Annotated in this window: 21 protein-coding genes and 1 other RNA gene; 10 read left to right on the forward strand and 12 right to left on the reverse strand. The window is 63.6% G+C overall.

Annotated elements, in window-relative coordinates:
- Window positions 1-17 precede the first annotated feature (17 nt).
- Entirely contained in the window at window positions 18-488 is a 471-nt protein-coding gene (locus L6D80_RS17035) for an Lrp/AsnC family transcriptional regulator (RefSeq protein ID WP_054902479.1), read from the reverse strand.
- Window positions 489-615: 127 nt separating this feature from the next.
- Here L6D80_RS17035 and L6D80_RS17040 point away from each other — a divergent pair, with 127 nt between their 5' ends.
- The 3 genes from L6D80_RS17040 to L6D80_RS17050 all read left to right on the forward strand — a co-directional run bounded on the left by L6D80_RS17040 (window position 616) and on the right by L6D80_RS17050 (window position 3,113).
- Window positions 616-921, forward strand: coding sequence for a hypothetical protein (locus L6D80_RS17040; protein ID WP_054902478.1), 306 nt, complete (start codon window positions 616-618; stop codon window positions 919-921).
- Window positions 922-1,023: 102 nt separating this feature from the next.
- Window positions 1,024-2,709, forward strand: coding sequence for a GspE/PulE family protein (locus L6D80_RS17045; protein ID WP_176513820.1), 1,686 nt, complete (start codon window positions 1,024-1,026; stop codon window positions 2,707-2,709).
- A gap of 89 nt (window positions 2,710-2,798) precedes the next feature.
- Entirely contained in the window at window positions 2,799-3,113 is a 315-nt protein-coding gene (locus L6D80_RS17050) for a DUF2388 domain-containing protein (RefSeq protein WP_054902476.1), read from the forward strand.
- Window positions 3,114-3,230: 117 nt separating this feature from the next.
- On the opposite strand, the gene gcvP is transcribed toward L6D80_RS17050, so the two are convergent.
- The 10 genes from gcvP to L6D80_RS17100 form a co-directional block, all read right to left on the reverse strand.
- Window positions 3,231-6,104, reverse strand: coding sequence for an aminomethyl-transferring glycine dehydrogenase (gene gcvP, locus L6D80_RS17055; RefSeq protein ID WP_054902475.1), 2,874 nt, complete (start codon window positions 6,102-6,104; stop codon window positions 3,231-3,233).
- Window positions 6,105-6,234: 130 nt separating this feature from the next.
- The gene (gene gcvH / locus L6D80_RS17060) at window positions 6,235-6,618 is read right to left on the reverse strand and encodes a glycine cleavage system protein GcvH (RefSeq protein WP_054902474.1); all 384 of its coding nucleotides are present in this window, start codon (window positions 6,616-6,618) and stop codon (window positions 6,235-6,237) included.
- Between the two features lie 47 nt (window positions 6,619-6,665).
- Window positions 6,666-7,748: a glycine cleavage system aminomethyltransferase GcvT gene (gcvT, locus tag L6D80_RS17065; protein ID WP_054902473.1), complete on the reverse strand. Its 1,083-nt coding sequence runs from the start codon at window positions 7,746-7,748 to the stop codon at window positions 6,666-6,668.
- Between the two features lie 123 nt (window positions 7,749-7,871).
- Complete coding sequence (locus tag L6D80_RS17070; protein ID WP_054902472.1) at window positions 7,872-9,494, reverse strand: ABC transporter permease; 1,623 nt, start codon at window positions 9,492-9,494, stop codon at window positions 7,872-7,874.
- A gap of 105 nt (window positions 9,495-9,599) precedes the next feature.
- The gene (locus L6D80_RS17075; RefSeq protein WP_054902471.1) at window positions 9,600-10,601 is read right to left on the reverse strand and encodes an extracellular solute-binding protein; all 1,002 of its coding nucleotides are present in this window, start codon (window positions 10,599-10,601) and stop codon (window positions 9,600-9,602) included.
- 97 nt (window positions 10,602-10,698) lie between these two features.
- Window positions 10,699-11,916 (reverse strand): 2-octaprenyl-3-methyl-6-methoxy-1,4-benzoquinol hydroxylase, encoded by a 1,218-nt coding sequence (locus L6D80_RS17080; RefSeq protein ID WP_176513847.1) that lies wholly within the window; start codon window positions 11,914-11,916, stop codon window positions 10,699-10,701.
- 9 nt (window positions 11,917-11,925) lie between these two features.
- Window positions 11,926-12,408, reverse strand: a complete 483-nt coding sequence (locus L6D80_RS17085; RefSeq protein ID WP_054902469.1) for a DUF4442 domain-containing protein — start codon at window positions 12,406-12,408, stop codon at window positions 11,926-11,928.
- Entirely contained in the window at window positions 12,405-13,604 is a 1,200-nt protein-coding gene (ubiH, locus tag L6D80_RS17090) for a 2-octaprenyl-6-methoxyphenyl hydroxylase (RefSeq protein ID WP_176513819.1), read from the reverse strand. The genes L6D80_RS17085 and ubiH overlap by 4 nt, the downstream gene beginning before the upstream one ends.
- A complete protein-coding gene (pepP, locus tag L6D80_RS17095) occupies window positions 13,601-14,935 on the reverse strand; it encodes a Xaa-Pro aminopeptidase (protein WP_054902467.1) in 1,335 nt (444 codons plus the stop codon). Before pepP ends, ubiH begins: the two co-directional genes overlap by 4 nt.
- A 22-nt stretch (window positions 14,936-14,957) precedes the next feature.
- On the reverse strand, window positions 14,958-15,512 hold the full coding sequence (locus L6D80_RS17100; protein ID WP_054902466.1) for a YecA/YgfB family protein: 555 nt from the start codon (window positions 15,510-15,512) through the stop codon (window positions 14,958-14,960).
- A gap of 182 nt (window positions 15,513-15,694) precedes the next feature.
- Between L6D80_RS17100 and L6D80_RS17105 the strand changes: the two genes are divergently transcribed.
- The 4 genes from L6D80_RS17105 to L6D80_RS17120 all read left to right on the forward strand — a co-directional run bounded on the left by L6D80_RS17105 (window position 15,695) and on the right by L6D80_RS17120 (window position 17,069).
- A complete protein-coding gene (locus L6D80_RS17105; protein WP_033693939.1) occupies window positions 15,695-15,877 on the forward strand; it encodes a TIGR02449 family protein in 183 nt (60 codons plus the stop codon).
- Window positions 15,874-16,194: a cell division protein ZapA gene (locus tag L6D80_RS17110; RefSeq protein ID WP_054902465.1), complete on the forward strand. Its 321-nt coding sequence runs from the start codon at window positions 15,874-15,876 to the stop codon at window positions 16,192-16,194. The genes L6D80_RS17105 and L6D80_RS17110 overlap by 4 nt, the downstream gene beginning before the upstream one ends.
- Before the next feature lie 17 nt (window positions 16,195-16,211).
- Window positions 16,212-16,391, forward strand: a non-coding RNA gene (gene ssrS, locus L6D80_RS17115) — 6S RNA.
- Window positions 16,392-16,448: 57 nt separating this feature from the next.
- Window positions 16,449-17,069 carry a 5-formyltetrahydrofolate cyclo-ligase gene (locus L6D80_RS17120; RefSeq protein WP_176513818.1) on the forward strand — a complete coding sequence of 207 codons (621 nt, stop codon included), beginning with the start codon at window positions 16,449-16,451 and terminating at the stop codon, window positions 17,067-17,069.
- An 18-nt stretch (window positions 17,070-17,087) separates the two neighbouring features.
- Here L6D80_RS17120 and L6D80_RS17125 read toward each other — a convergent pair whose 3' ends face one another.
- Window positions 17,088-17,237, reverse strand: coding sequence for a hypothetical protein (locus L6D80_RS17125; RefSeq protein ID WP_176513816.1), 150 nt, complete (start codon window positions 17,235-17,237; stop codon window positions 17,088-17,090).
- A 178-nt stretch (window positions 17,238-17,415) separates the two neighbouring features.
- Here L6D80_RS17125 and L6D80_RS17130 point away from each other — a divergent pair, with 178 nt between their 5' ends.
- From L6D80_RS17130 to rbbA, 3 genes are all read left to right on the forward strand, one after another.
- Complete coding sequence (locus tag L6D80_RS17130) at window positions 17,416-17,865, forward strand: EVE domain-containing protein (protein WP_054902463.1); 450 nt, start codon at window positions 17,416-17,418, stop codon at window positions 17,863-17,865.
- 95 nt (window positions 17,866-17,960) lie between these two features.
- Entirely contained in the window at window positions 17,961-18,920 is a 960-nt protein-coding gene (locus L6D80_RS17135; RefSeq protein WP_176513815.1) for an HlyD family secretion protein, read from the forward strand.
- Window positions 18,917-21,643 carry a ribosome-associated ATPase/putative transporter RbbA gene (gene rbbA, locus L6D80_RS17140; RefSeq protein ID WP_176513813.1) on the forward strand — a complete coding sequence of 909 codons (2,727 nt, stop codon included), beginning with the start codon at window positions 18,917-18,919 and terminating at the stop codon, window positions 21,641-21,643. Before L6D80_RS17135 ends, rbbA begins: the two co-directional genes overlap by 4 nt.

Below are 21,643 nucleotides of genomic sequence, written 5' to 3' on the forward strand. Positions count from 1 at the left end.
GCTTGCCCGCGAATGCTTCAGCGCGCCAGTGGCAGGCTGGTGGTGGACTTGATTTCCGACAGTGCCACAATCGAATTCACCTCCTGAATTCCCGGCACGTTCGACAGCTTTTCGAAGAAGAACCGTTCATAGGCTTCAATATCCTGCGTGACGATTCGCAGCAGGAAGTCCACCGACCCCATCAGTACATAACACTCCAGCACTTCCGGAAAGCCGCGGATCGCCTCGGTAAATTCAGTGAAGTTGGAGCGACCGTGGGCGTTGAGTTTCACCTCGGCAAATATCTGAGTGTTCAGGCCGACCTTTTTGCGGTCGAGCAGGGTCACCTGCCCGCGGATCACCCCCTCTTCCTTCAAGCGCTGAATGCGCCGCCAGCACGGCGACTGCGACAGCCCGACACGCTCGGCGATCTGCGCGCTGGACAGCGAAGCGTCCTCTTGGAGCAGTTCGAGAATGCGACGGTCGTAGGCATCCAGCTCGCTGTGCATTATTGATTCTCCTATTGAATATTTTGCGAATTGATCAATTTGCAAATAGAACGAAATAACCGAATCATAGCGAAAAAATACCGCGAACAACGTGCAAGAATTTCTCCCACATTTTGCGGAGACGAGCATGAACCCACAGCCCCGTACCGACGCCTGGGCCGCCAACAATGCCCACAGCACCGTGCACTATCGCCTGCAGGCCGAGGCCGAGCCCGACAGCCTGTGCCGGGTGCTCAACCTATTCGCCCTGCAATTTCTGACTCCGCACAGCGTGCAGGTCAGCCAGCAAGATGATTGGCTGGATATCGAGGTTGGCATCGGCGGGTTGAGCTGGCACCGGGCGCAGGTGATTGCGCAGAAACTGCGTAACCTGGTGTGTGTGGGTGAAGTGAGCCTGACCAACCTGCAGCGGCTGGAATTGGCGGCTGTCTAAGCGTTTACCGGCCCCAGCAAAATCCCGAAACCCTTCAACTTCGGTAACCCTCGCCCCTCCGGCTAGCCTTGATCAGCACTCCCTCAGGCACGGATGCCAGCCATGCACACCCCCGACAACCCGGCACTCGACCTCAAGCGCGTGCTCCAGGCCTTGCTTGCAGACCAGCACCTGCAAGCCAACGACACCCTTCAAGTGCTCGAATACGCTGCTGCTCACCCCACCGGCCACCCGCTGGAGCAAATCGCCGACTGCCGCCTGGAAAACCGCCAGCAGCCCGGCCAGCCCCTGGACCTGAACTACCTCTGCCAATGGCTGGCCAACAAGGTCGGGCAACCCTTCCTGCGCATCGACCCTATGCAACTCGACCTACCCCAGGTCGCCGGCCTGATCTCACCGGCCTTTGCCCAACGTCATGGCATCCTCATCGTCGCCGCCGACGCATCCAGCATCACCGTTGCCAGCGCCCAGCCCTACCAGGATGACTGGCAGGCAGACCTGGCCCGTAGCCTGGGCCGATCCATTCGTCGCGTACTGGCCAGCCCGCTGCAGATCCGTCAGTCAGGGCAGTCGTTCCAGCGCCTGGCCCAGTCGGTAAAGGGCGCGCAACACCAGCAGTCGGCCAGCCTTGGCGAACTCGATCAGTTGCTGGAGCTGGGCAGGCACCAGGGTGAGGCCGCTGCCACCGACGCCCACATCGTGCACATCGTCGACTGGCTGTTGCAGTACGCAGTCGAGCAGCGTGCCAGCGATGTTCATCTGGAACCGCGTCGCGAGCAGGGCCGGCTGCGCTACCGCATAGACGGGCTGCTGCATACGGTTTACGCCTTCCCCGCCAGCGTGACCCTGGCTGTCGTCAGCCGCCTCAAGCATCTGGGCCGCATGGATGTAGCAGAGAAACGCCGACCGCAAGATGGTCGTGTGCAAAGTAGCCTGCCAGGGGGGCGCGAAGTGGAACTGCGCCTGTCGACCCTGCCGACCCCATTCGGCGAGAAGCTGGTGCTGCGGCTGTTCGACCCGCAGCAGTTACGTGAAGACTTCGATCATCTGGGCCTGCAAGACGAGCAGCTGGCGCAATGGCAAGCCCTGCTGCAGCGCCGCCAAGGCATGCTGCTGGTTACCGGCCCCACTGGCTCGGGCAAGACCAGCACGCTGTACGCCAGCCTCAAGCTACTGGCCACGCCGGAGATCAACCTTTGCACCATCGAAGACCCTATCGAGCGGCTGGAGCCAGCGTTCAACCAGCTTCAGGTTCAGCCGGCCCTGGACCTGGGTTTTGCCAATGGCGTGCGCGCGTTGCTGCGCCAGGACCCTGACATCATCATGATCGGTGAAATACGTGACCGCGAAACCGCGCTGGTGGCGGTGCAGGCGGCACTGACGGGGCATCTGGTGCTATCGACCCTGCACACCAACGACAGTTGCAGCGCCATCACCCGCCTGCAGGAGCTGGGCGTGGCCAATTACCTGATCACCGCCACCCTGGGCGGGGTCATGGCTCAACGCCTGGTGCGCCTGCTGTGCGCTCAATGCCAGGGTTCGCCATCGAGCGCCAGCGGCCAACCCTGCCTGACCTGCCGGGGCACAGGCTTCCATGGCCGCACGGGCCTGTTCGAGCTGCTGATTCCAAGCGAAGGGATGCGCGACCGCATAGCGGCCGGGGCGGATGTTGCCAGCCTGCGGCACCAGGCGCGACAGGAAGGGTTACAAGACCTGCGCGGTTGCGGGGAAGCCAAAGTGGCCCGCGGTCTGACCCGCCTGGAAGAGGTGCTACGCGTCTGTGCCTGAGCAAAAAACCGTTGTTTTCAAGGAACTTGGGCCTGCCTGACAGGATCAAAGCGGGCATCATCAGCCCTCACCCTTCGAGGTGTTTCATCATGCGTCTTAAAACCGCCATCGCAGCCGCTGCCCTGCTGTCGCTGCCTATTGGCTCCGCCATGGCCGATACCTTCTGGCGCAATGTGCTTTCTTCCGGCGCAACCACCGGGTCCACCTACCTGACGTCCAGGGACCACAAGCTGGTGCTCGCGGCGCAGGAGGATGCGGGCAGCTTCGTGGCCAGCGACGGCGCCATTCGTGGGCCGTTCCTGGAGTCCGCGATGCGCCAGGTGCGGGCTGAGCACCCCGGCCTGCAAGCCAGCGACATGGAATTGGCCAACGCCATCCTGGCCAGAAATGCAGTAACCGAATAACCGCGTCGTGCTTTTCGCGGGTAAACCCGCTCCCATAGGGATCGCACCGCGCTGCCAGCGGCGCAGCACCTGTGGGGGCGGGTTTGTCTGCAACGCCCCCATAGCCGCTCTGACGCCCTAGCGATACGCCTCCACCGGCACACACGCACAGAACAGATTCCTGTCCCCATACACATTGTCGACCCGGTTCACCGCAGGCCAGTACTTGTGCTGGCGCACGTGAGCACTGGGGGCGACCGCCTCCTCCAGGCTGTATGGCCGGCTCCACGGTGCAAGCACATCGGCCAGCGTATGCGGCGCATGCTTGAGCGGGTTGTCCTCCGCCGTCCAGTTGCCCTGCTGCACCTCGCCGATTTCTGCGCGGATCGCCAGCATCGCCTCGACGAACCGGTCCAGCTCGGCCTTGGACTCGCTCTCGGTCGGCTCGACCATCAGCGTACCTGGCACCGGGAACGACATGGTCGGCGCATGGAAGCCGTAATCCATCAGGCGCTTGGCCACGTCCTCTTCCGTGATACCGGTCTGCGCCTTGAGTGGCCTGAGGTCGAGAATGCATTCATGCGCCACCCGCTGGTTACGGCCGCGATACAGCACCGGGAAGGCCCCGCCCAGCTGACTGGCCAGGTAGTTGGCCGACAGGATCGCCACCTCGCTGGCATCCGCCAGCTGCGGGCCCATCATGGCGATGTACATCCAGCTGATCGGCAGAATGCTCGCGCTGCCCCAGGGTGCTGCACTGACTGCGCTGTTGTTCGGGTCCAGGCCGGGCACGGGCACCACTGGGTGGCTGGCGACAAACGGCGTGAGGTGGGCGCGAATGCCAATCGGCCCCATGCCAGGGCCACCCCCACCGTGGGGGATGCAGAAGGTCTTGTGCAGGTTCATGTGCGACACGTCGGCACCGATGTCCGCGGGCCTGGCCAAACCCACCTGGGCATTGAGGTTGGCGCCATCCATGTAGACCTGGCCGCCGTGCTGGTGCACGACCTCACAGATTTCCCGAATGCCCTCCTCATACACGCCATGGGTCGATGGGTAGGTGACCATCAGGCAGGACAATCGCTCGCCTGCGGCACTGGCTTTGGCCTTGAGGTCGCCAAGGTCGACGTTGCCGTCGTCATCGCAGTCGACGATCACCACCTCCATGCCCGCCATTTGTGCCGAAGCCGGGTTGGTACCGTGGGCCGAGGAAGGGATCAGGCACAGGGTGCGCTGCGGCTGGTGGCGGCTGCGGTGATAGCGGGTGATGGCCATGAGGCCGGCGTATTCGCCCTGGGCGCCGGAATTGGGTTGCATGCAGATGGCGTCGAACCCCGTTATGGCGCATAACCAGCGTTCCAGTTCGTCGATCATCGCCTTGTAGCCCGTGGTCTGGCCCGCAGGCGCGAAGGGATGGAGCTGGGCGAACGCAGGCCACGTAATGGGAATCATCTCACTGGTGGCGTTGAGTTTCATGGTGCAGGAACCCAGCGGGATCATCGACTGGTTCAGTGCCAGGTCCTTGTTCTCCAGTTGTTTGAGATAGCGCAGCATCTCGGTTTCGCTGTGGTGCAGGTTGAACACCGGATGGCCGAGAAACGGTGTGCGCCGTGCCAGTGCCGCGGGAATGCCTTCCGGCAGGACCTGCTGGTCAAGGCCGGGCACCTCCAGGCCATGGTCCACTCCAAGGAAGATGTCGAATAGCCGCAACACAGTGTCTTCGCTGCAGGTCTCGTCCAGGCTTACACCCAGCTGGCCACGCCCCAGAATGCGCAGGTTGATCCGCGCCGCCTCGGCGCTTTCGATGATCGCCGCCTGGGCGCCGCCCACCTCAAGGGTCAGCGTGTCGAAGAAATACTGGTTGAGACGCTTGATCCCCTTCGCCTCAAGGCCCGCGGCCAATACGACGGTGAGCCGGTGGACGCGCTGGGCGATGCGCTGCAAGCCTTCAGGGCCGTGGTACACCGCATAGAAGCCGGCGATGTTGGCCAGCAGCACCTGGGCCGTGCAGATGTTGGAGTTGGCCTTCTCACGGCGGATGTGTTGTTCACGGGTCTGCAAGGCCATGCGCAGCGCGGTGTTGCCACGGGCGTCGCGGGACACGCCAATGATGCGGCCCGGCATGGCCCGCTTGTAGTCGTCGCGACAGGCGAAATAGGCTGCATGCGGGCCGCCGTAGCCCATAGGCACACCGAAGCGCTGGGTCGAGCCAAGCACCACATCGGCGCCAAACTCGCCGGGCGGTGTCAGCACCACCAGGCTCAGCAGGTCCGCCGCCACGCAGGCCAACGCCTGTTGGCTGTGTAGCTGGTCGATGAGGGGGCGCAGGTCGCGTACCTCACCCTGGGTGTCCGGGTACTGCAGCAGCGCGCCGAATACCTGATGCTGGGCAAGGTTATCCACAGAGTCGACGATCAACTCGAAACCAAAGCCTTCGGCACGGGTACGCAGCACCGAGAGCGTCTGCGGATGGCAGTGCTCGTCGGCGAAGAACGCGTTGCGCTTGTTACGCGTCACGCGCTTGGCCAGCGCCATGGCTTCGGCAGCTGCGGTGGCCTCGTCGAGCAGCGAAGCATTGGCCAATGCCAGGCCGGTAAGGTCGATCACCATCTGCTGGAAGTTGAGCAGGGCTTCGAGCCGGCCTTGCGCGATTTCAGGTTGGTAAGGCGTGTAGGCGGTGTACCAGCCCGGGTTTTCCAGCACGTTGCGCAGAATGACAGTGGGTGTGATGGTGCCGTGGTAGCCCATGCCGATCAGGCTTGTCCACAGCTGATTCTGCTCGGCGTAACTGGCGAGCCTGGCCAGTGCGGCCTGCTCATCCAAGGCCGGTGGCAAGTCGAGGGCGCGGTTCAAGCGGATGCCCGGCGGCACGGTCTGCTCGATCAACTCGCTGCGGCTGTTGAGGCCCAGCGCGCTGAGCATGGCCTGCTGCTCCGAGGCATCGGGCCCCAGGTGGCGGCGCAGGAACGGGTTGAGCTCTTGCAGTTGCTGCAGGGATGGCGACTGGGACATGACGACGCTCTCTTCCTGGACCAGGTCTCATGGAGACTTATAAGTCTAGGAAGGATTGCCGATACTGCGGGAAAACTTGTCTGGGCAATACCGGCCTCATCGCCGACAGGCGGCGATGAGGCGCGGACAGTTACTCGCCGATAGCCGCTTTGTAACCCGCTGCATCCAGCAGCTTGTCCAGTTCGGCCTGGTCGCTTGGCTTGAGCTTGAAGATCCAGGCAGTGTAAGGCGCTTCGTTGAGCTGCTCCGGGCTATCGGCCAGTGCTTCGTTGACCTCGATCACTTCACCGCTGACCGGGGCATAGATATCCGAAGCGGCCTTCACCGACTCGACCACACCCGCCGCATCGCCAGCCGCGAACACCTTGCCCACTTCTGCCAGTTCAACGAACACCACATCACCCAGGGCCTGCTGGGCGTGGTCGCTGATGCCCACGGTCACTGTGCCATCGGCTTCAAGGCGTGCCCACTCGTGGCTTTCGGCAAAACGCAGATCGGCGGGGATATTGCTCATGTCTTGTATTCCTCGATTGGGTCAGCGGTCGGCCCGCCGTTAATTGTTCAGATCAGAATCTTGCCGTGGCGCACAAAAGTCGGTTTGACCACCCGCACCGGGTACCACTTGCCGCGAATCTCGACCTCGGCACGGTCTCCGGTGGCCATAGGCACCCGGGCCAGAGCAATGGATTTGCTCAGCGTAGGAGAGAAACTACCACTGGTGATCTCCCCTTCGCCAATCCCGGCAACGCGAACCACCTGATGGGCGCGCAAAACGCCGCGTTCTTCCAGTACCAGGCCGACCAGTTTGTCCTGCACGCCGTGCTCGATTTCTGCCAGCAGGCTGGCGCGGCCGATGAAGTCGCGCTCTGCCGGTTCCCACGCGATGCTCCAGCCCAGATTGGACGTGAGGGGGGTGTGGTGTTCATCGATATCCTGGCCGTAGAGGTTCATGCCGGCTTCCAGCCGCAGTGTATCGCGGGCGCCCAGGCCACTGGGGGCGATACCGGCACCCACCAAGTCGTTGTAGAAGGCCACCGCCTCCCTGCCCGGCAGGATGATCTCCAGGCCGTCTTCACCGGTGTAGCCGGTGCGGGCAATGAACCAGTCACCGTCGGCAAGCCCTTCGAACGGGCGCAGTTCACGGATCAGCGCCGCGCGCGAGGCACTGAGCAACGCGGCTACCTTTTCCCGTGCCTGAGGCCCCTGGATGGCGAGAATGGCCAGGTCGGGTCGCACTTCGACACCCACCGAGAACCCCGCGCTCTGGGCTTCCAGCCAAGCCAGCACCTTGGCCCGTGTGGCAGCGTTGGTGACCAGGCGATAGCCATGTTCCGTGCGGTAGACGATCAGGTCGTCAATGACCCCTCCCGCTTCGTTGAGCAGCGGGCTGTACAGTGCCTTGCCTACGCCCCCCAAGCGGGCTACGTCGTTGGCCAGCAAGCGCTGCAGCCAGGCAGTGGCATCGCTGCCATCGATGTCGATCACTGTCATGTGGGAAACATCGAAAACCCCGCAATCGCTGCGTACCTGATGGTGCTCCTCGACCTGCGAGCCATAGTGCAGGGGCATGTCCCAGCCACCAAAGTCGACCGTCTTGGCGCCGAGCGCCAGGTGGAGGTCGTATAAAAGCGTGCGCTGTCCCATGGGTTTCTCCTTCCGGGCGTGGCGAAGCGGCGGCGGTCGATGACGTTCAGTCGTCAGCTTTTCTTGTAAGACCCGCCGCGCGAATGCCGCGCATTGTAGCCGCAAGGGCGAAGGCTGGCATCCTCAGTGACTGTGACCGGGGCGTCGGGCGGAACGGCGAATCAGGCCGATGACCGGCAGCAGGCCCACCAATACAAGGGTCAAGGCAGGCAACGAGGCGCGCGCCCACTCTCCCTCGCTGGTCATCTCGAACACCCGGACTGCGAGGGTGTCCCAGCCGAAGGGGCGCATCAGCAAGGTAGCCGGCATTTCCTTGAGCACATCGACGAACACCAGCAGCGCAGCGCTGAGCGCCCCCGGCACCAGCAGTGGCAGATACACCTTGAAAAACAATCTCGCGCCACCGACGCCAAGGCTGCGAGAAGCCTCTGGCAAGGACGGGCGAATACGCTCCAGGCTGCTTTCCAGTGGCCCATAGGCGACGGCGATGAACCGCACCAGGTAGGCCAGCAGCAAGGCAGCCACACTGCCCAGCAACAGGGGCTTGCCGGCGCCCCCCAGCCAGCTGGACAGCGGTATCACCAGGTGGTTGTCCAAGTAGCTGAACGCCAGCATGATCGACACCGCCAGCACTGAGCCGGGTAAGGCGTAGCCCAGGTTCGCCAGGCCGACCCCGGCACGAATACCGCCGGTCGGCGCCTGGCGCCGGGCAAACGCCAGCAGCAAGGCCACACACACCGTGATCAATGCCGCCATGCCACCCAGGTAGAGGGTGTGCAGCACCAGGCCGACATAACGCTCATCCAGATCATGCCGGCCCCGCTGCCAGCACCATACCAGCAGCTGCAACAGCGGAATGACGAAGGCACAGGCAAACACCAGCAGGCACCAGCCACTGGCGAGCAGCGCCTTGACTCCGTGCAAGTGATACAGCGCCTGCCCCCGTGGGCGTTCGTTGCCGCTGCGCGTCGCACCCCGGGCGCGGCGCTCGCCGTAGAGCACCAGCATCACCGCCAGCAGTAGCAAGCTCGCCAGCTGAGCGGCGCTGGAAAGGCTGAAAAAACCGTACCAGGTCTTGTAGATGGCGGTGGTGAAGGTATCGAAGTTGAATACCGCTACCGCACCGAAATCAGCCAGGGTTTCCATCAGGGCCAGCGCGATGCCGGCGCCGATCGCAGGCCTTGCCATAGGCAGGGCAACCCGCCAGAACGCTTGCAAGGGCGACAGGCCGAGCACCCGCGCAGCTTCCATCAGGCCTTTGCCTTGGGCGAGGAATGCGGTGCGCGCAAGCAGGTAGACGTAGGGGTAGAACACCAGCACCAGCACGATGATCACCCCACCGGTGGAGCGCACCCGCGGCAGGCGCATCGGCCCGAATACCTCGCGCAAGGCACTTTGCACGGGGCCGGCGAAATCCAGCAGGCCGACGAAGACGAACGCCAGCACATAGGCGGGGATCGCAAACGGCAGCATCAGCGCCCAGTCCAGCCAGCGCCTGCCAGGAAACTCGCACAGGCTGGTGAGCCAGGCCAGGCTGACACCGAGCACGGTGACGCCAAGCCCCACGCCAACCACCAGGGTCAGGGTATTGCCGAGCAGGCGGCTCATCTGGGTGTCGAGCAGGTGGGACCAGATCTGCAGGTCGATTGATTGCCAGGACAGCAGCAGCACGCTCAGGGGGAGCAGCACCAAGGCGGCGATCAGGCAGACCGGGAGGTACCAGCGACGTTGGGGGGTGTGGGGCAAATCGGATTTCTCTGTGGCTGGTTGCGACCGCTTTGCGGTCGTTCGCGGGCAGTGCCTGCCCCGCGAAAGGGCCCTTGCGGGCCCCAGAAGGATAAAGCCTGCCGCTTAGTTGTAGCCAGCCCGATCCATCAGGCGAATGGCTTCGGCCTGGCGCTTGCCGGCCACTTCGACAGGGATGCTGTCAGCCTTGAAGCTGCCCCAGGCCGCGACTTCGTCCGATGGCTTGACCTTGGGGTTGGCCGGAAACTCCTGGTTGATGTCAGCGAACAGCTTCTGCGCCTCCTCGCCGGTCATCCACTCCACCAGCTTCTTGGCTGCCTCCGGGTGCGGTGCGTGCTTGGTCAGGCCAATCCCCGACAGGTTGACATGCACACCGCGGTCGCCCTGGTTAGGCCAGAAAATCTTTACCGGCAGGTTCGGGTTCTGCTTGTGCAAGCGCCCGTAGTAGTAAGTGTTGACCACCCCCACGTCGCACTGGCCCGCCTCGATGGCCTGGATCACCGAATTGTCGTCGGAGAACACGTCGGTCGACAGGTTGTTTACCCAGCCTTTGACGATTTGTTCAGCCTTGGCTTCGCCGTGGTTCTCGATCAGCGTGGCGGTCAGCGACTGGTTGTATACCTTCTTCGCCGTGCGCAGGCACAGGCGACCCTCCCAGTGCTTGTCGGCCAGTGCTTCATAGGTGCTCAGCTCCGTCGGCTTGACCCGCTCGGTGGAGTAGACGATGGTCCGCGCACGCAGGCTCAGGCCGGTCCAGTCATGGGACGAGGCGCGGTATTGGGACGGGATGTTCTGGTCGATGATATCCGACTTGATCGGCTGCAGGATGCCCATTTGCTCGGCCTGCCAGAGGTTGCCGGCATCGACGGTCAGCAGCAGGTCGGCCACCCCGTTCTCGCCCTCGGCCTTGATGCGTTGCATCAGCGGGGCTTCCTTGTCGGTAATGAACTTGATCTTGACCCCGGTCTTGGCGGTGTAGGCGTCGAACACCGGCTTGATCAGCTCGTCGATGCGCGAGGAGTACACCACCACTTCGTCCGCCGCCTGGGCCGTGCCGCCGAACAGGGTCAGGGCCAGGGCGGCCAGTAGGGGCTTGCGTGGCAACATGGAAAGCACTCCTCGGATCGTATGAGAGGCGCAAATGGTAGTGAATCCCATTTTGCGGCTCATCCACCGAGCAGTTACCGGATGTTGCAAAGCCCCCTCAAGGCTTGGCCAGTTCTGGCAGATCGCCTGTCAGGCCCAGTGCCTGGCGCACGAACAAGGCCTTGGCTTCCGGCATCTTTTCCACGATTTTCAAGCCGCTGTTACGCAACCAGCGCAACGGCAGCGGGTTGGCCTGGAACAGCCGCTCAAAGCCTTCCATCGCCGCCATCAACGCCAGGTTGTGCGGCATGCGCCGACGTTCGTAGCGGCTCAGTACCTTTTCATCCGCCAGCCGCTCGCCGCGCTCGCAGGCATTGACCAGCACCTCGGCCAGTACGGCGGCATCGAGAAAGCCCAGGTTGACGCCCTGCCCTGCCAGCGGGTGAATGGTGTGCGCCGCGTCACCAATCAACGCCAGGCCTTCGTCCACGTAACGTTTTGCATGGCGCTGACGCAACGGCACACAGACGCGCGGGTCGGCCTCCAGCACGGCGCCCAGACGCCCTTCGAATGCGCGTTCCAGCGCTTTGAGGAAGGCTGCGTCATCCGATGCCATGAGCTGTTCGGCGTGCTCGGGGGTGGTCGACCAGACGATCGAGCACCAGTCCTGCTTGCCGTCACGCGACAATGGCAGGAACGCCAGCGGGCCTTCGTCGGTGAACCGTTGCCAGGCCGTGGCCTGGTGCGCCGCGCTGCACCGTACGCTGGTAACGATGGCGTGATGCAGGTAATCCCACTCACGCGTCTGGCAGCCCGCCAGGCGTCGCACCGCCGAATTGGCACCGTCGGCAGCCACCACCAACGGCGCGCGCAGGCGACGACCATCGGCCAGGGTCAGCAGCCACTCGTCACCCGAGCGACGCAGCTGTTCCAGGCGGGCATTGGGTAACAGGCCGATATCACTGTCGTGCAGACGCTCCAGCAACCCGTCCTGCACCACCCGGTTTTCGACAATGTGGCCCAGCGCCTGGGCATGCACGCTGGCTGCCGAGAAATGGATCTGCCCCGTGCCGCTGCCGTCCCATACCTGCATGTCCGAGTACGGCGAAACGCGCCGCTTCTCGATGCCCTCCCACGCGCCCAAACGCTCGAGAATGCGTTGACTGGCAGCTGAAAGGGCACTGACCCGTGGCTCGAACGGCGCATCGCCATCAAACGGTTTGACCGACAGCGGGCCACCATCGAGCAGGAGAATGTTCAGGCCACTGTGGCGCAATGCCAGGGCCAGAGCGCTACCGACCATACCGGCACCGACAATCAACACATCTGCGCGCATGTCCATGCCTTACGCCTGCCTCGCTTGCGGCTTGAGCCGCACGTATAGGGTTTTATCGACCCGCGCCACCAGTTCACCGGCGCCATCGCGGATATCGACCTGCAATCGTGGCAGGTACTTCTTGCCGGTGGCGGTCTGCTGGCGAATTTCGTTCAGCAGTGCGTCATCGACGTGAAACTCGGCATACACCGGCCCTTTGCCAGGGGCGATGAAGTCGATGCTGGCAGCCTTGTCCCAGACGATGTACTCCCGGCCCAACTGCTCGATCAGCAGCAGCATGTAGAACGGGTCGACCATCGAATACAGGCTGCCTCCGAACTGGGTGCCGACGTAGTTGCGGTTCCAGCGGGTGAGCTTCATGCACACCTTGACGCTGCGCATGTCGGGGCTGATGTGCTGGATGCGAATACCGGCACCGAGGTACGGCGGGTAGAAATTCAGCAGCCAGCGCAACATGCGCGCCCGGCGCGCCAGCTTGCGAGGGTTGCTCATGCCTGGCCTCGCGGATCAGGCCGGGTACCCAGGCCCATGGCCTGGCGGGCGAACCAGCTTTTTGCCGGTGGCAACAGGTCGAGCCCGAGCAGGCCAATGTTGCGTCCGGCCGCCAGCAGCGGCTGGTTGCTGCCGAACAGGCGGGTGACCTGGTCGGAAAAGCCGATGGTCAGGGCCTGGTCGAGCCGTTGGCGGTGATGGTAGGCCTGCAGGGTCGCCAGGTCGCCTGGCTGCTGTGGGCCTGCCAGCAGCGCGTCGGCCAGCGACTGCACATCACGCAGTGACAGGTTGAACCCCTGACCTGCAATCGGGTGCAGGCTGTGCGCGGCATTGCCCAGCACGACCAGATACGGGCGCACCTGCTCCTGGGCTTCGACCAACGCCAGCGGGTACAGATGCCGTGCGCCCACCTGACGCAGCGCGCCGAGGCGGTAGCCGAATGCGCCTTGCAGCTCACGCAGGAAGCTGCGCTCGTCGATATCGGCCAAGCGCCTGGCGTCCATGCCCTGCCGGGTCCAGACCAGCGCGCACCGGTTCTCGGGCAACGGCAGCAGGGCCATGGGGCCTTGCTCGGTAAAACGCTCGAAGGCTTGCCCACGATGGGCTTCGCCAGGGGTGATATTGGCAATCAGCGCGCTTTGGTCATACGGGGTGCGGCGCACATGGATGCCCAACTGCTCACGCAACCCGGAACGGCCACCGTCGGCCAGCACCGCCAGGTCGCACTCCAGGCTGGTGTCATCGTCAAGCTGCAAACGGTAGCCGCCGGCAATCGCCTGCATTGCCTTGACTTCGGCCGGGCAGCGCCAGCTCACCACGTCGCGGTCCAGCCCTTGCCATAGGCACTGGCCCAGCCAGGCGTTCTCGACAACGTAACCCAGTGCGGGCACACCTTCCTGTGTGGCGTCCAGGCGGGTAGCACCAAAACGCCCGCGATCGGATACCTGGATCTGGCTGATGGGCTCGGCACGCGGGCTGATAGCCTGCCACAGGCCAAGGTGCTGATAGATCTGCCGGGTACCGAACGACAGCGCCGAGGACCGGGCGTCGTAGCTGGGCTGGAAGCTGTCACCCGGGGCAAATGGCTCGATCAACAGGATCTTCCAACCTCGCGCCTTGGCGCCTGCCTGCAGGGCCAGGGCCAGGCTCGCGCCAACCAGGCCGCCGCCGATGATTGCCAGGTTGACCCGGCTCATGCCGCGTCCTTGCGCGCAGCCTGCATCAAGGCCTCGATCTCGGCGACCGTCTTGGGCACGCCTGATGTCAGAATTTCACAACCTTGCCGGGTGACCACCACGTCGTCCTCGATCCTTATGCCGATGCCGCGCCATTTCTTTGCAACCTGCTGGTTGTCGGCGGCAATGTAGATGCCAGGCTCGACAGTCAACGCCATGCCGGGCTCCAGCACACGCCACTGACCACCGACCTTGTACTCGCCCACGTCGTGCACATCCATGCCCAGCCAGTGCCCGGCGCGGTGCATGTAGAAGGCGCGATACGCCTCGTTGTCGATCAGCGCCTGCACCTGGCCCTTGAGCAGCCCCAGCTCCACCAGCCCTTCGGTGATGACCCGCACAGTCGCCTCGTGGGCGTGGTTCCAGTGCTTGCCAGGGGCGATCTCGGCAAAAGCGGCTTCCTGGGCCTTGAGCACCAGCTCGTAGATGGCCTTCTGCTCTGGCGAAAAACGCCCGCTGACCGGGAAGGTGCGAGTGATGTCGCTGGCATAGCAGTCGATCTCGCAGCCCGCGTCGATCAGCACCAGATCACCATCCTTGAGCAGGGCATCGTTCTCCTGATAGTGCAGGATGCAGCCGTTGCGACCAGCCGCGACGATAGACCCGTAGGCCGGCATCTTCGCGCCGCCCTTGCGAAATTCGTAGTCCAGCTCCGCTTCCAGGCTGTATTCGTGCAGCCCGGCCCGGCAAGCCTGCATCGCCCGCACATGGGCCCGTGCGGATAGGGTTGCCGCCGCACGCATCACTTTCACTTCTGCCGCCGATTTATACAGACGCATGTCGTGCAGCAGGTGATCCAGCGCAACGAACTCGTTCGGCGGCTGGGCACCGAGGCGCGCCTTGGAGCGAATGACGTTGATCCAGTCCATCAGTCGACGGTCGAATTCGGCGTTGCTGCCCATGGCGCTGTAGACCCGCTCGCGGCCTTCGATCAGGCCAGGCAGGATCTCGTCGATGTCGGTGATCGGGAAGGCATCGTCGGCACCAAAGTCGCGGATTGCCCCTTCCTGCCCGGCCCGCAGGCCGTCCCACAGCTCCCGCTCTGGGTTGCGCTCTCGGCAAAACAGCACGTATTCGCCATGCTCGCGGCCAGGGATAAGTGCAATGACCGCTTCTGGCTCAGGGAAGCCACTGAGGTACTGAAAGTCGCTGTCCTGGCGGTATACGTGCTCGACGTCGCGATTGCGGATGGCGACCGCGGCAGCCGGCAGAATGGCAATGCTGTTGGGGACCATCTGCGCCATCAGCGCCTTGCGCCGGCGGGCATACTCGGCCTTGGGTATGTGGCTCATGGGCAGAACGACCCCCGGTTGATCAATGCAACGATGGTTTTGGTGCAGGCGCGACTGGCGCTGCCAGTTCCGTGTACAGCAGCAACGGAGCGACCCGCAGGTACTCCATGACTTCCATGTAGTCGCTTTCGCCGTCTTCGGACTCTTCCAGTGCTTCCTGGACCTGCGAAATGGCCACCAGGTCCTGGAGCACCTCTTTGGCATCGGTGGACAAGTCCTTGCCACCGGCATTCAGGCCAAAGCCCGTGATGAAGCCCTGGCACCACTGGCCCAGCGCTGTGGCACGCTCGGTGAGTGGCGTCTCGTCCCCTGGCAGCAGCAGGACAATGGCGATGTCTTCGCCGGTCAGCTCGGCCTTGACCATCTCCTGCAAGCCGAGCAGTGCGGCACGCACAGAGTCTTGCGGCTCGTTTTCCAGCACCCCGGCGGCGTCGGCCAGCCATGCATCGGCATCGAAGCCGACACCGGCGCAGCTGCGGCCGATGAGCAGGCCGTGCAGCTCGGCAGGGGATACTGGGTGGCCGTTGCTCGAGAGCAGCGCGGCGAAAGCGGTGTAAGGCGATTGGGTATTAGGCATGGGCGGCTAGGCGCCAGACGGCGCATTTGACTAGAATGAAGACCTTGTATCCTAGCACCGGCAGGCGCGCCAAGACCATCGGCACTGGCCGACGCCGTACAGGGAGAGGCATCATCGCCGGGTGAAACATTGATGGAGCGAAGCGAGTGCAACCCACGCAAGAGAACGACCTGCAAGCGCTGATGAGCCGATTCGAGTTGCTGATCGAACGCGTCGAGCAACTAAAACGGCAAAATGCACTCCTAGTAGCTCAGGAAAAATCCTGGCGCGAGGAGCGCGCCCACCTCATCGAAAAAAACGAGATCGCAAGGCGCAAGGTCGAGTCGATGATTTTACGCCTCAAGGCCCTGGAGCAAGACTCATGAGTTCAAGCAATAGCGTCACCGTGCAGATCCTCGACAAGGAATACTCGATCATCTGCCCGCCGGAAGAGCGCAACAACCTGGTCAGCGCCGCACGCTACCTGGACAGCAAGATGCGCGAGATCCGCAGCAGCGGCAAGGTGATCGGCGCCGACCGCATCGCGGTCATGGCTGCTTTGAACATCACCCACGAAATGCTCCATCGCCAGGAAGATCGTACTGACGCACCTGCCGGCAGCACCAACCGCGAACAGGTCCGTGACCTGCTCGATCGGGTCGATAAGGCGTTGTCCGACGATGCGGATACCAAAATCAGCTGAGATTGGTATACTGGCGCCACTCCCTGGGGGATGCGCCAGTCGGTTATGTCCCTGAGCCGATACGCACAACCACGGGGGTTGCACGCTGGGGCCGGTGTGCATGTCCGCTCGACGGAAAGCCTTAACGCCCCCTGCAATCTCCACCTTGAACTTTCGGGTTCAAGGGCTACACCGATAGCGGTCTTATCGGGGAGCCTGATTTTTCTTGCCCACCCTGCGCGGTGGGCAATTCGACACCTGGGACAGCCAGTGCCATGACCGACGCCAAGCCCGAATCTGCGCCGCTCACCCGCCCCCAGCTTCGTCGCCTGCTTCGCAAAGCCCGCCGTGCCCTGAGCCCCGCCCAACAGCGGCAGGCCTCGCTTGGCCTGTATCGACAGCTGGCGCAAAACCCGCTGTTCCGCCGCGCCCGGCACATTGCCCTGTACCTGCCCAATGACGGTGAAATCGACCCGCGCCTGCTGCTGCGCGAGGCCCAGCGCCGGGGGAAACGTACCTACCTGCCGGTCCTGCATGCCTGGCCGCGCACGCGCATGGTGTTCCAGCGCTTTGAACCGGGTGAAAAGCTCAAGCGCAACCGCTTCCGCATTCCAGAGCCCCTGACCGACCGCAGGCGCCAACGGCCAATCTGGTCGCTGGACCTGATCCTGCTGCCACTGGTGGGGTTCGATGAAGCCGGGGGGCGGCTGGGCATGGGGGGTGGTTTCTACGATCGCAGCCTGGCTTATCAGGCTCGCCGCAAGACATGGAAAAAACCACTGCTGCTGGGGCTGGCGCATGAATGCCAGAAGGTCGAGCGGCTGGCGCAGGCCAGTTGGGATGTACCGCTGCAGGGCACGGTCTCGGACCGTGACTGGTATCGGGCGCCGAGTTGAGCGGCGTCAGCAGAAGGGTCAGCGTTGCGGTTGGCCGGCGTCCACCGGGGCCTGATAGGCGGTGTCCAGCTTGCGCTCCCAAATACCCTGGGCATAGCCGGTGGTGACCACACCCAGGCCAAAAATGAAGACCAGGATCCAGAGCAGATCCGGTTTGCGTTGATTCATCGAAGCATGCCCCCTAAGCAAACTGTTCAGGCTCGGCGACCTTCTTGGTGCCGCCGGAGCGTCTAGCTTTAAAATCGGCGCATTTTCCGACAACCTGAGTCGACACGCAAACCTTGACGCCAACCGGCTGTCGGTTTCGTGCAACAGGTTATTTCAAACCTTTTCAGGAGCACCCTCCATGGCCTATTGGCTGATGAAATCCGAGCCCGACGAGCTCTCCATCGAAGCCCTTGGGCGCCTGGGTGAAGCACGCTGGGACGGCGTGCGCAATTACCAGGCGCGCAACTTCCTGCGAGCCATGAGCGTTGGCGACGAGTTTTTCTTCTATCACTCCAGCTGCCCAGAGCCGGGCGTTGCCGGCATCGCCAGAATCACTGCAGCGGCCTACCCGGACCCGACCGCGCTGGACCCAGAGAGCCATTATCACGACCCCAAGGCCACTGCCGAGAAGAACCCATGGAGTGCCGTTGATGTGGCGCATGTGAGGACCCTGCCCAAGGTGCTGAGCCTGGGGTTGCTCAAGCAGCAGGGTGCTCTTGCCGAACTGCCGCTGGTGCAAAAGGGAAGCCGCCTGTCGGTGATGCCGGTTACGCCCGAGCAATGGGCGGCAATAGTCGCGTTAAGTTGAAAGTGCGCTAGGATCAGGGGGTTTGACCGATATCAATACGCCATGGATTGCCGCACGTCACGATGAAGGTGCGCATTAAGCAGGGACGCTGACTGATGAACCGATATGCCCCCAGGATCTTCGCCACCGCGCTGATCGTTCTACTGGCGACCGCTGCTGGCCTGGGTTACTGGAAGTCGCTCCACGACCAGTTACCCGAAGGTTTGAGCATGGGCAACGGCCGCCTCGAGGCAACCGAAGTTCAGATTGCCAGCAAAATCCCTGGGCGCTTGGCCGAAGTGCGGGTCGACGAAGGCGACAAGGTTACCCGCGGCCAGCTCCTTGCCCGTATCGACACCCGCACCATGGAAGCTCAGCGCAGCCAGGCCGAAGCCGAAGTGCTGCGTGCCCGGGAAAACTACGCGGCGGCCCAGGCCAGTGTGCAACTGCGCCAAAGTGAGCTGCTGCTGGCCGGGCAGGAGCTCAAGCGCGTGCGTGAGATCTTCCAGCGCAAGTATGCCAGCCAGCAGTTGCTCGATCAGCAGCAGGCCCGCTTCGACACGGCCAACGCGGCAGTGGTCGCTGCGCGTGCCCAGCTGGCGGCAGTCAAAGCTGCCATCGGCGCTGCTCAGGCCCAGGTGGCTCAACTCACCAGCGAAATCGACGACAGCAGCCTGCGTGCGCCCATCGACGGCATCATCCAGTTGCGCCTGGCCGAACCGGGTGAAGTGCTGGGCGCTGGTGGTCGGGTACTGATGCTGATCGACCCGAGCGACCAGTACATGAACCTTTACCTCCCCGCGTCCACCAGCGGCCGCCTGACCGTAGGCGATCAGGCGCGGATCGTTCTCGACGCCCTGCCAGATCAGGCCTTGCCGGCGAAGGTAGCCTTTGTCGCGGCCAAGGCACAGTTCACCCCGAAGCAGGTCGAAACCCGTGACGAGCGGCAGAAACTGGTGTTTCGCGTCAAACTGCGCTTGATCGACCCCAGCGCTGTGCCCCAAGCCAAGCCGGGCATGCCGGGTGCTGGCTACGTGCGCACGGCGGACGTGGACTGGCCGGCCAACCTGCAATGAACACGCCAGCGCTGCTGGCCGAAGGTATCAGCCACCGCTATGGCGATCTGGTCGCCTTGCACACGCTGGGGTTCAGCCTGCCTGCGGGCACACGCTGCGCACTGATCGGCCCGGACGGGGCCGGTAAATCGACCCTGCTCGGGTTGATCGCCGGCGTGAAGCGCCTGCAACAGGGCGAACTGCAGGTGCTGGGCGGCTCCATCCGGCAGAGTCGCCACCGCGCCGCGTTGTACCCAAAAGTGGCATTCATGCCGCAAGGGCTGGGCAACAACCTTTATCCCGAACTGTCGATCAGCGAGAACATTCGCTTTTTCGCCACGCTGTTTGGCCTTGGCCGCAGCGAATGCGAACAGCGCATGGCCAGCCTGCTGCATGCCACCGACCTGCAACGCTTCGCCGAGCGCCTGGCCGGCAAGCTGTCGGGGGGCATGAAACAGAAACTGGGCCTGTGCTGTGCCTTGATCCACGAGCCTGACCTGCTGATCCTCGATGAACCTACGACGGGCGTCGACCCGCTGTCGCGGCGGCGCTTCTGGGAGCTGGTCGAGCAGGTACGCGCGCAACGCCCGCAATTGACGCTGCTGGTAGCTACCGCCTACATGGAGGAGGCCGAACAGTTCGAACACTGCCTGATGCTCGATGGCGGCCGGCTGATTGCCGCGGGCCCCAGCCAGACGCTTTGCGCCGTTACGCCCAGCGGCAAGCTGGACGACGCGTTTACCCACTTCCAGGGCGCAGGCACGGCCCAACACGCGCCATTGAGCATCCCACCACGCACGGCCAATGACAGCCCGGTCGCCATCGAAGCGCACGACCTGACGCTGCGCTTTGGCGATTTCACCGCCGTCAACAAGGTCAGCTTCGCCATTGGCCGGGGGGAGATTTTCGGTTTCCTGGGCTCCAACGGCTGCGGCAAGACCAGCACCATGAAAGTGCTCACCGGCCTGATGCCCGCCAGCGAGGGCAGCGCCAAGCTGCTCGGACGCCCGGTGGATGCCAGCGACCTGGCCACGCGCAAGCGGGTGGGATTCATGTCGCAAAGCTTCTCGCTGTATGGCGAGCTCAGCACCCTGCAGAACCTGACACTGCACGCACGCCTGTTCGACCTGCCCAAGGCCGAAAGCGCCCAGCGAATCACCGAACTGATCGAACGCTTTGACCTGGGCAGTTTCGCCGACCAGCCATCAGGCGCCCTGCCCCTTGGTCTGCGCCAGCGTCTGTCGCTCGCCGTCGCGGTGCTGCATCGCCCTGAGGTGCTGATCCTCGATGAGCCGACGTCCGGCGTCGACCCGGCCGCCCGGGACGACTTCTGGCGGCTGCTGGTGGAGTTGTCCCGCGAGCAGGGTGTGACTATTTTCCTGTCCACCCACTTCATGAACGAAGCCCAGCGCTGCGACCGTATTTCGCTGATGCATGCCGGCCGAGTGCTGGCCTGCGACACACCTGACGCACTGCAGCGCCAGTACAACGGTGAAACCCTGGAAGACGCTTTCGTCCGCTGCCTGGAACAAGCGCAGACGCCCGAGCCCCAAGCCCCGGACAGCAGCGTACTGGAGCAGCCCGCCGCAACCACGGTCACGCCGCCGTTGCGTCAGGGCTTCAGCCTACGGCGCCTGCTGGCGGTGGCCAGCCGGGAAGGCAAGGAGCTGCTGCGTGACAAGGTACGCCTGGCCTTCGCCCTGCTCGGTGCAGTGTTCATGATGGTGATCTTTGGCTATGGCATTTCGCTGGATGTGGAGAACCTCGCCTTCGCCGTTCACGATCAGGATCAAAGCCCGCAGAGCCGTGCCTACCTCGAAGCCTTTCGCGGATCGCGCTATTTCGCCGAACAGGCGCCGATCCGTGATACACGCGAGATGCACCAGCGCCTGCAGCGCTCGGAAATCAAACTGGCCCTGGAGATCCCGCCCGGCTTTGGCCGTGACCTGCACGCAGGTCGCCAGCCGGTGGTGGCGGCCTGGCTCGATGGCGGCATGCCGTTCCGTGCCGAAACCAGTCGTAACTATGTGGAAGCGGTACACCAGGCGAACCTCGAGCAGCTTGCCGCGTCCAGCCAGCAGGCCGTGCAGCGCCAGGCGCCAGTGCGCCTGGAAACGCGGTTTCGCTACAACCAGGATGTGGTCAGCGTGAACGCCATCGGCCCAGGGGTGATGGCACTGATCCTGGCCTTCATACCGGCCATGCTCACCGCGCTGGGCATTGTCCGCGAGAAAGAGCTCGGCTCCATTACCAATTTCTACGCCACGCCCCTCACCCGCCTGGAGTTCCTGCTTGGCAAACAGCTGCCCTACCTGGCCGTGAGCCTGGTCAACCTGGCCCTGCTGGTGGCGATGAACCGCTGGCTGTTCGCCGTGCCGCTCAAGGGCAGCGTCCTGGCCCTGGCGTGCGGAGGCGTCTGCTACCTGCTGGCAACCACCAGCCTGGGCCTGTTGATATCGGCGTTCACGCGAACCCAGATCGCGGCCATCCTGGGCACCATGATCATCACCAGCTTGCCGACCATCCAGTTTTCCGGCCTGATCGTGCCACGCTCGTCGCTCGATGGCGCTGCGGCCGTGATGGGCCAGCTGTTCCCGGCAGGCTATTTCCTCGACATCGCGGTCGGCACCTTCACCAAGGCGCTGAGCCTGCGCGAGCTGTGGCCGCAGTGCCTGATCCTGCTGAGCTTCTTTGCTGTGTTCACCGGCCTGAGCCTGGCCATGCTCAAAAAGCAGGAGGCCTGA

The organism is Pseudomonas ceruminis (assembly GCF_021602025.1).
In the GTDB taxonomy this organism is placed as follows: Bacteria; Pseudomonadota; Gammaproteobacteria; order Pseudomonadales; family Pseudomonadaceae; genus Aquipseudomonas; species Aquipseudomonas ceruminis.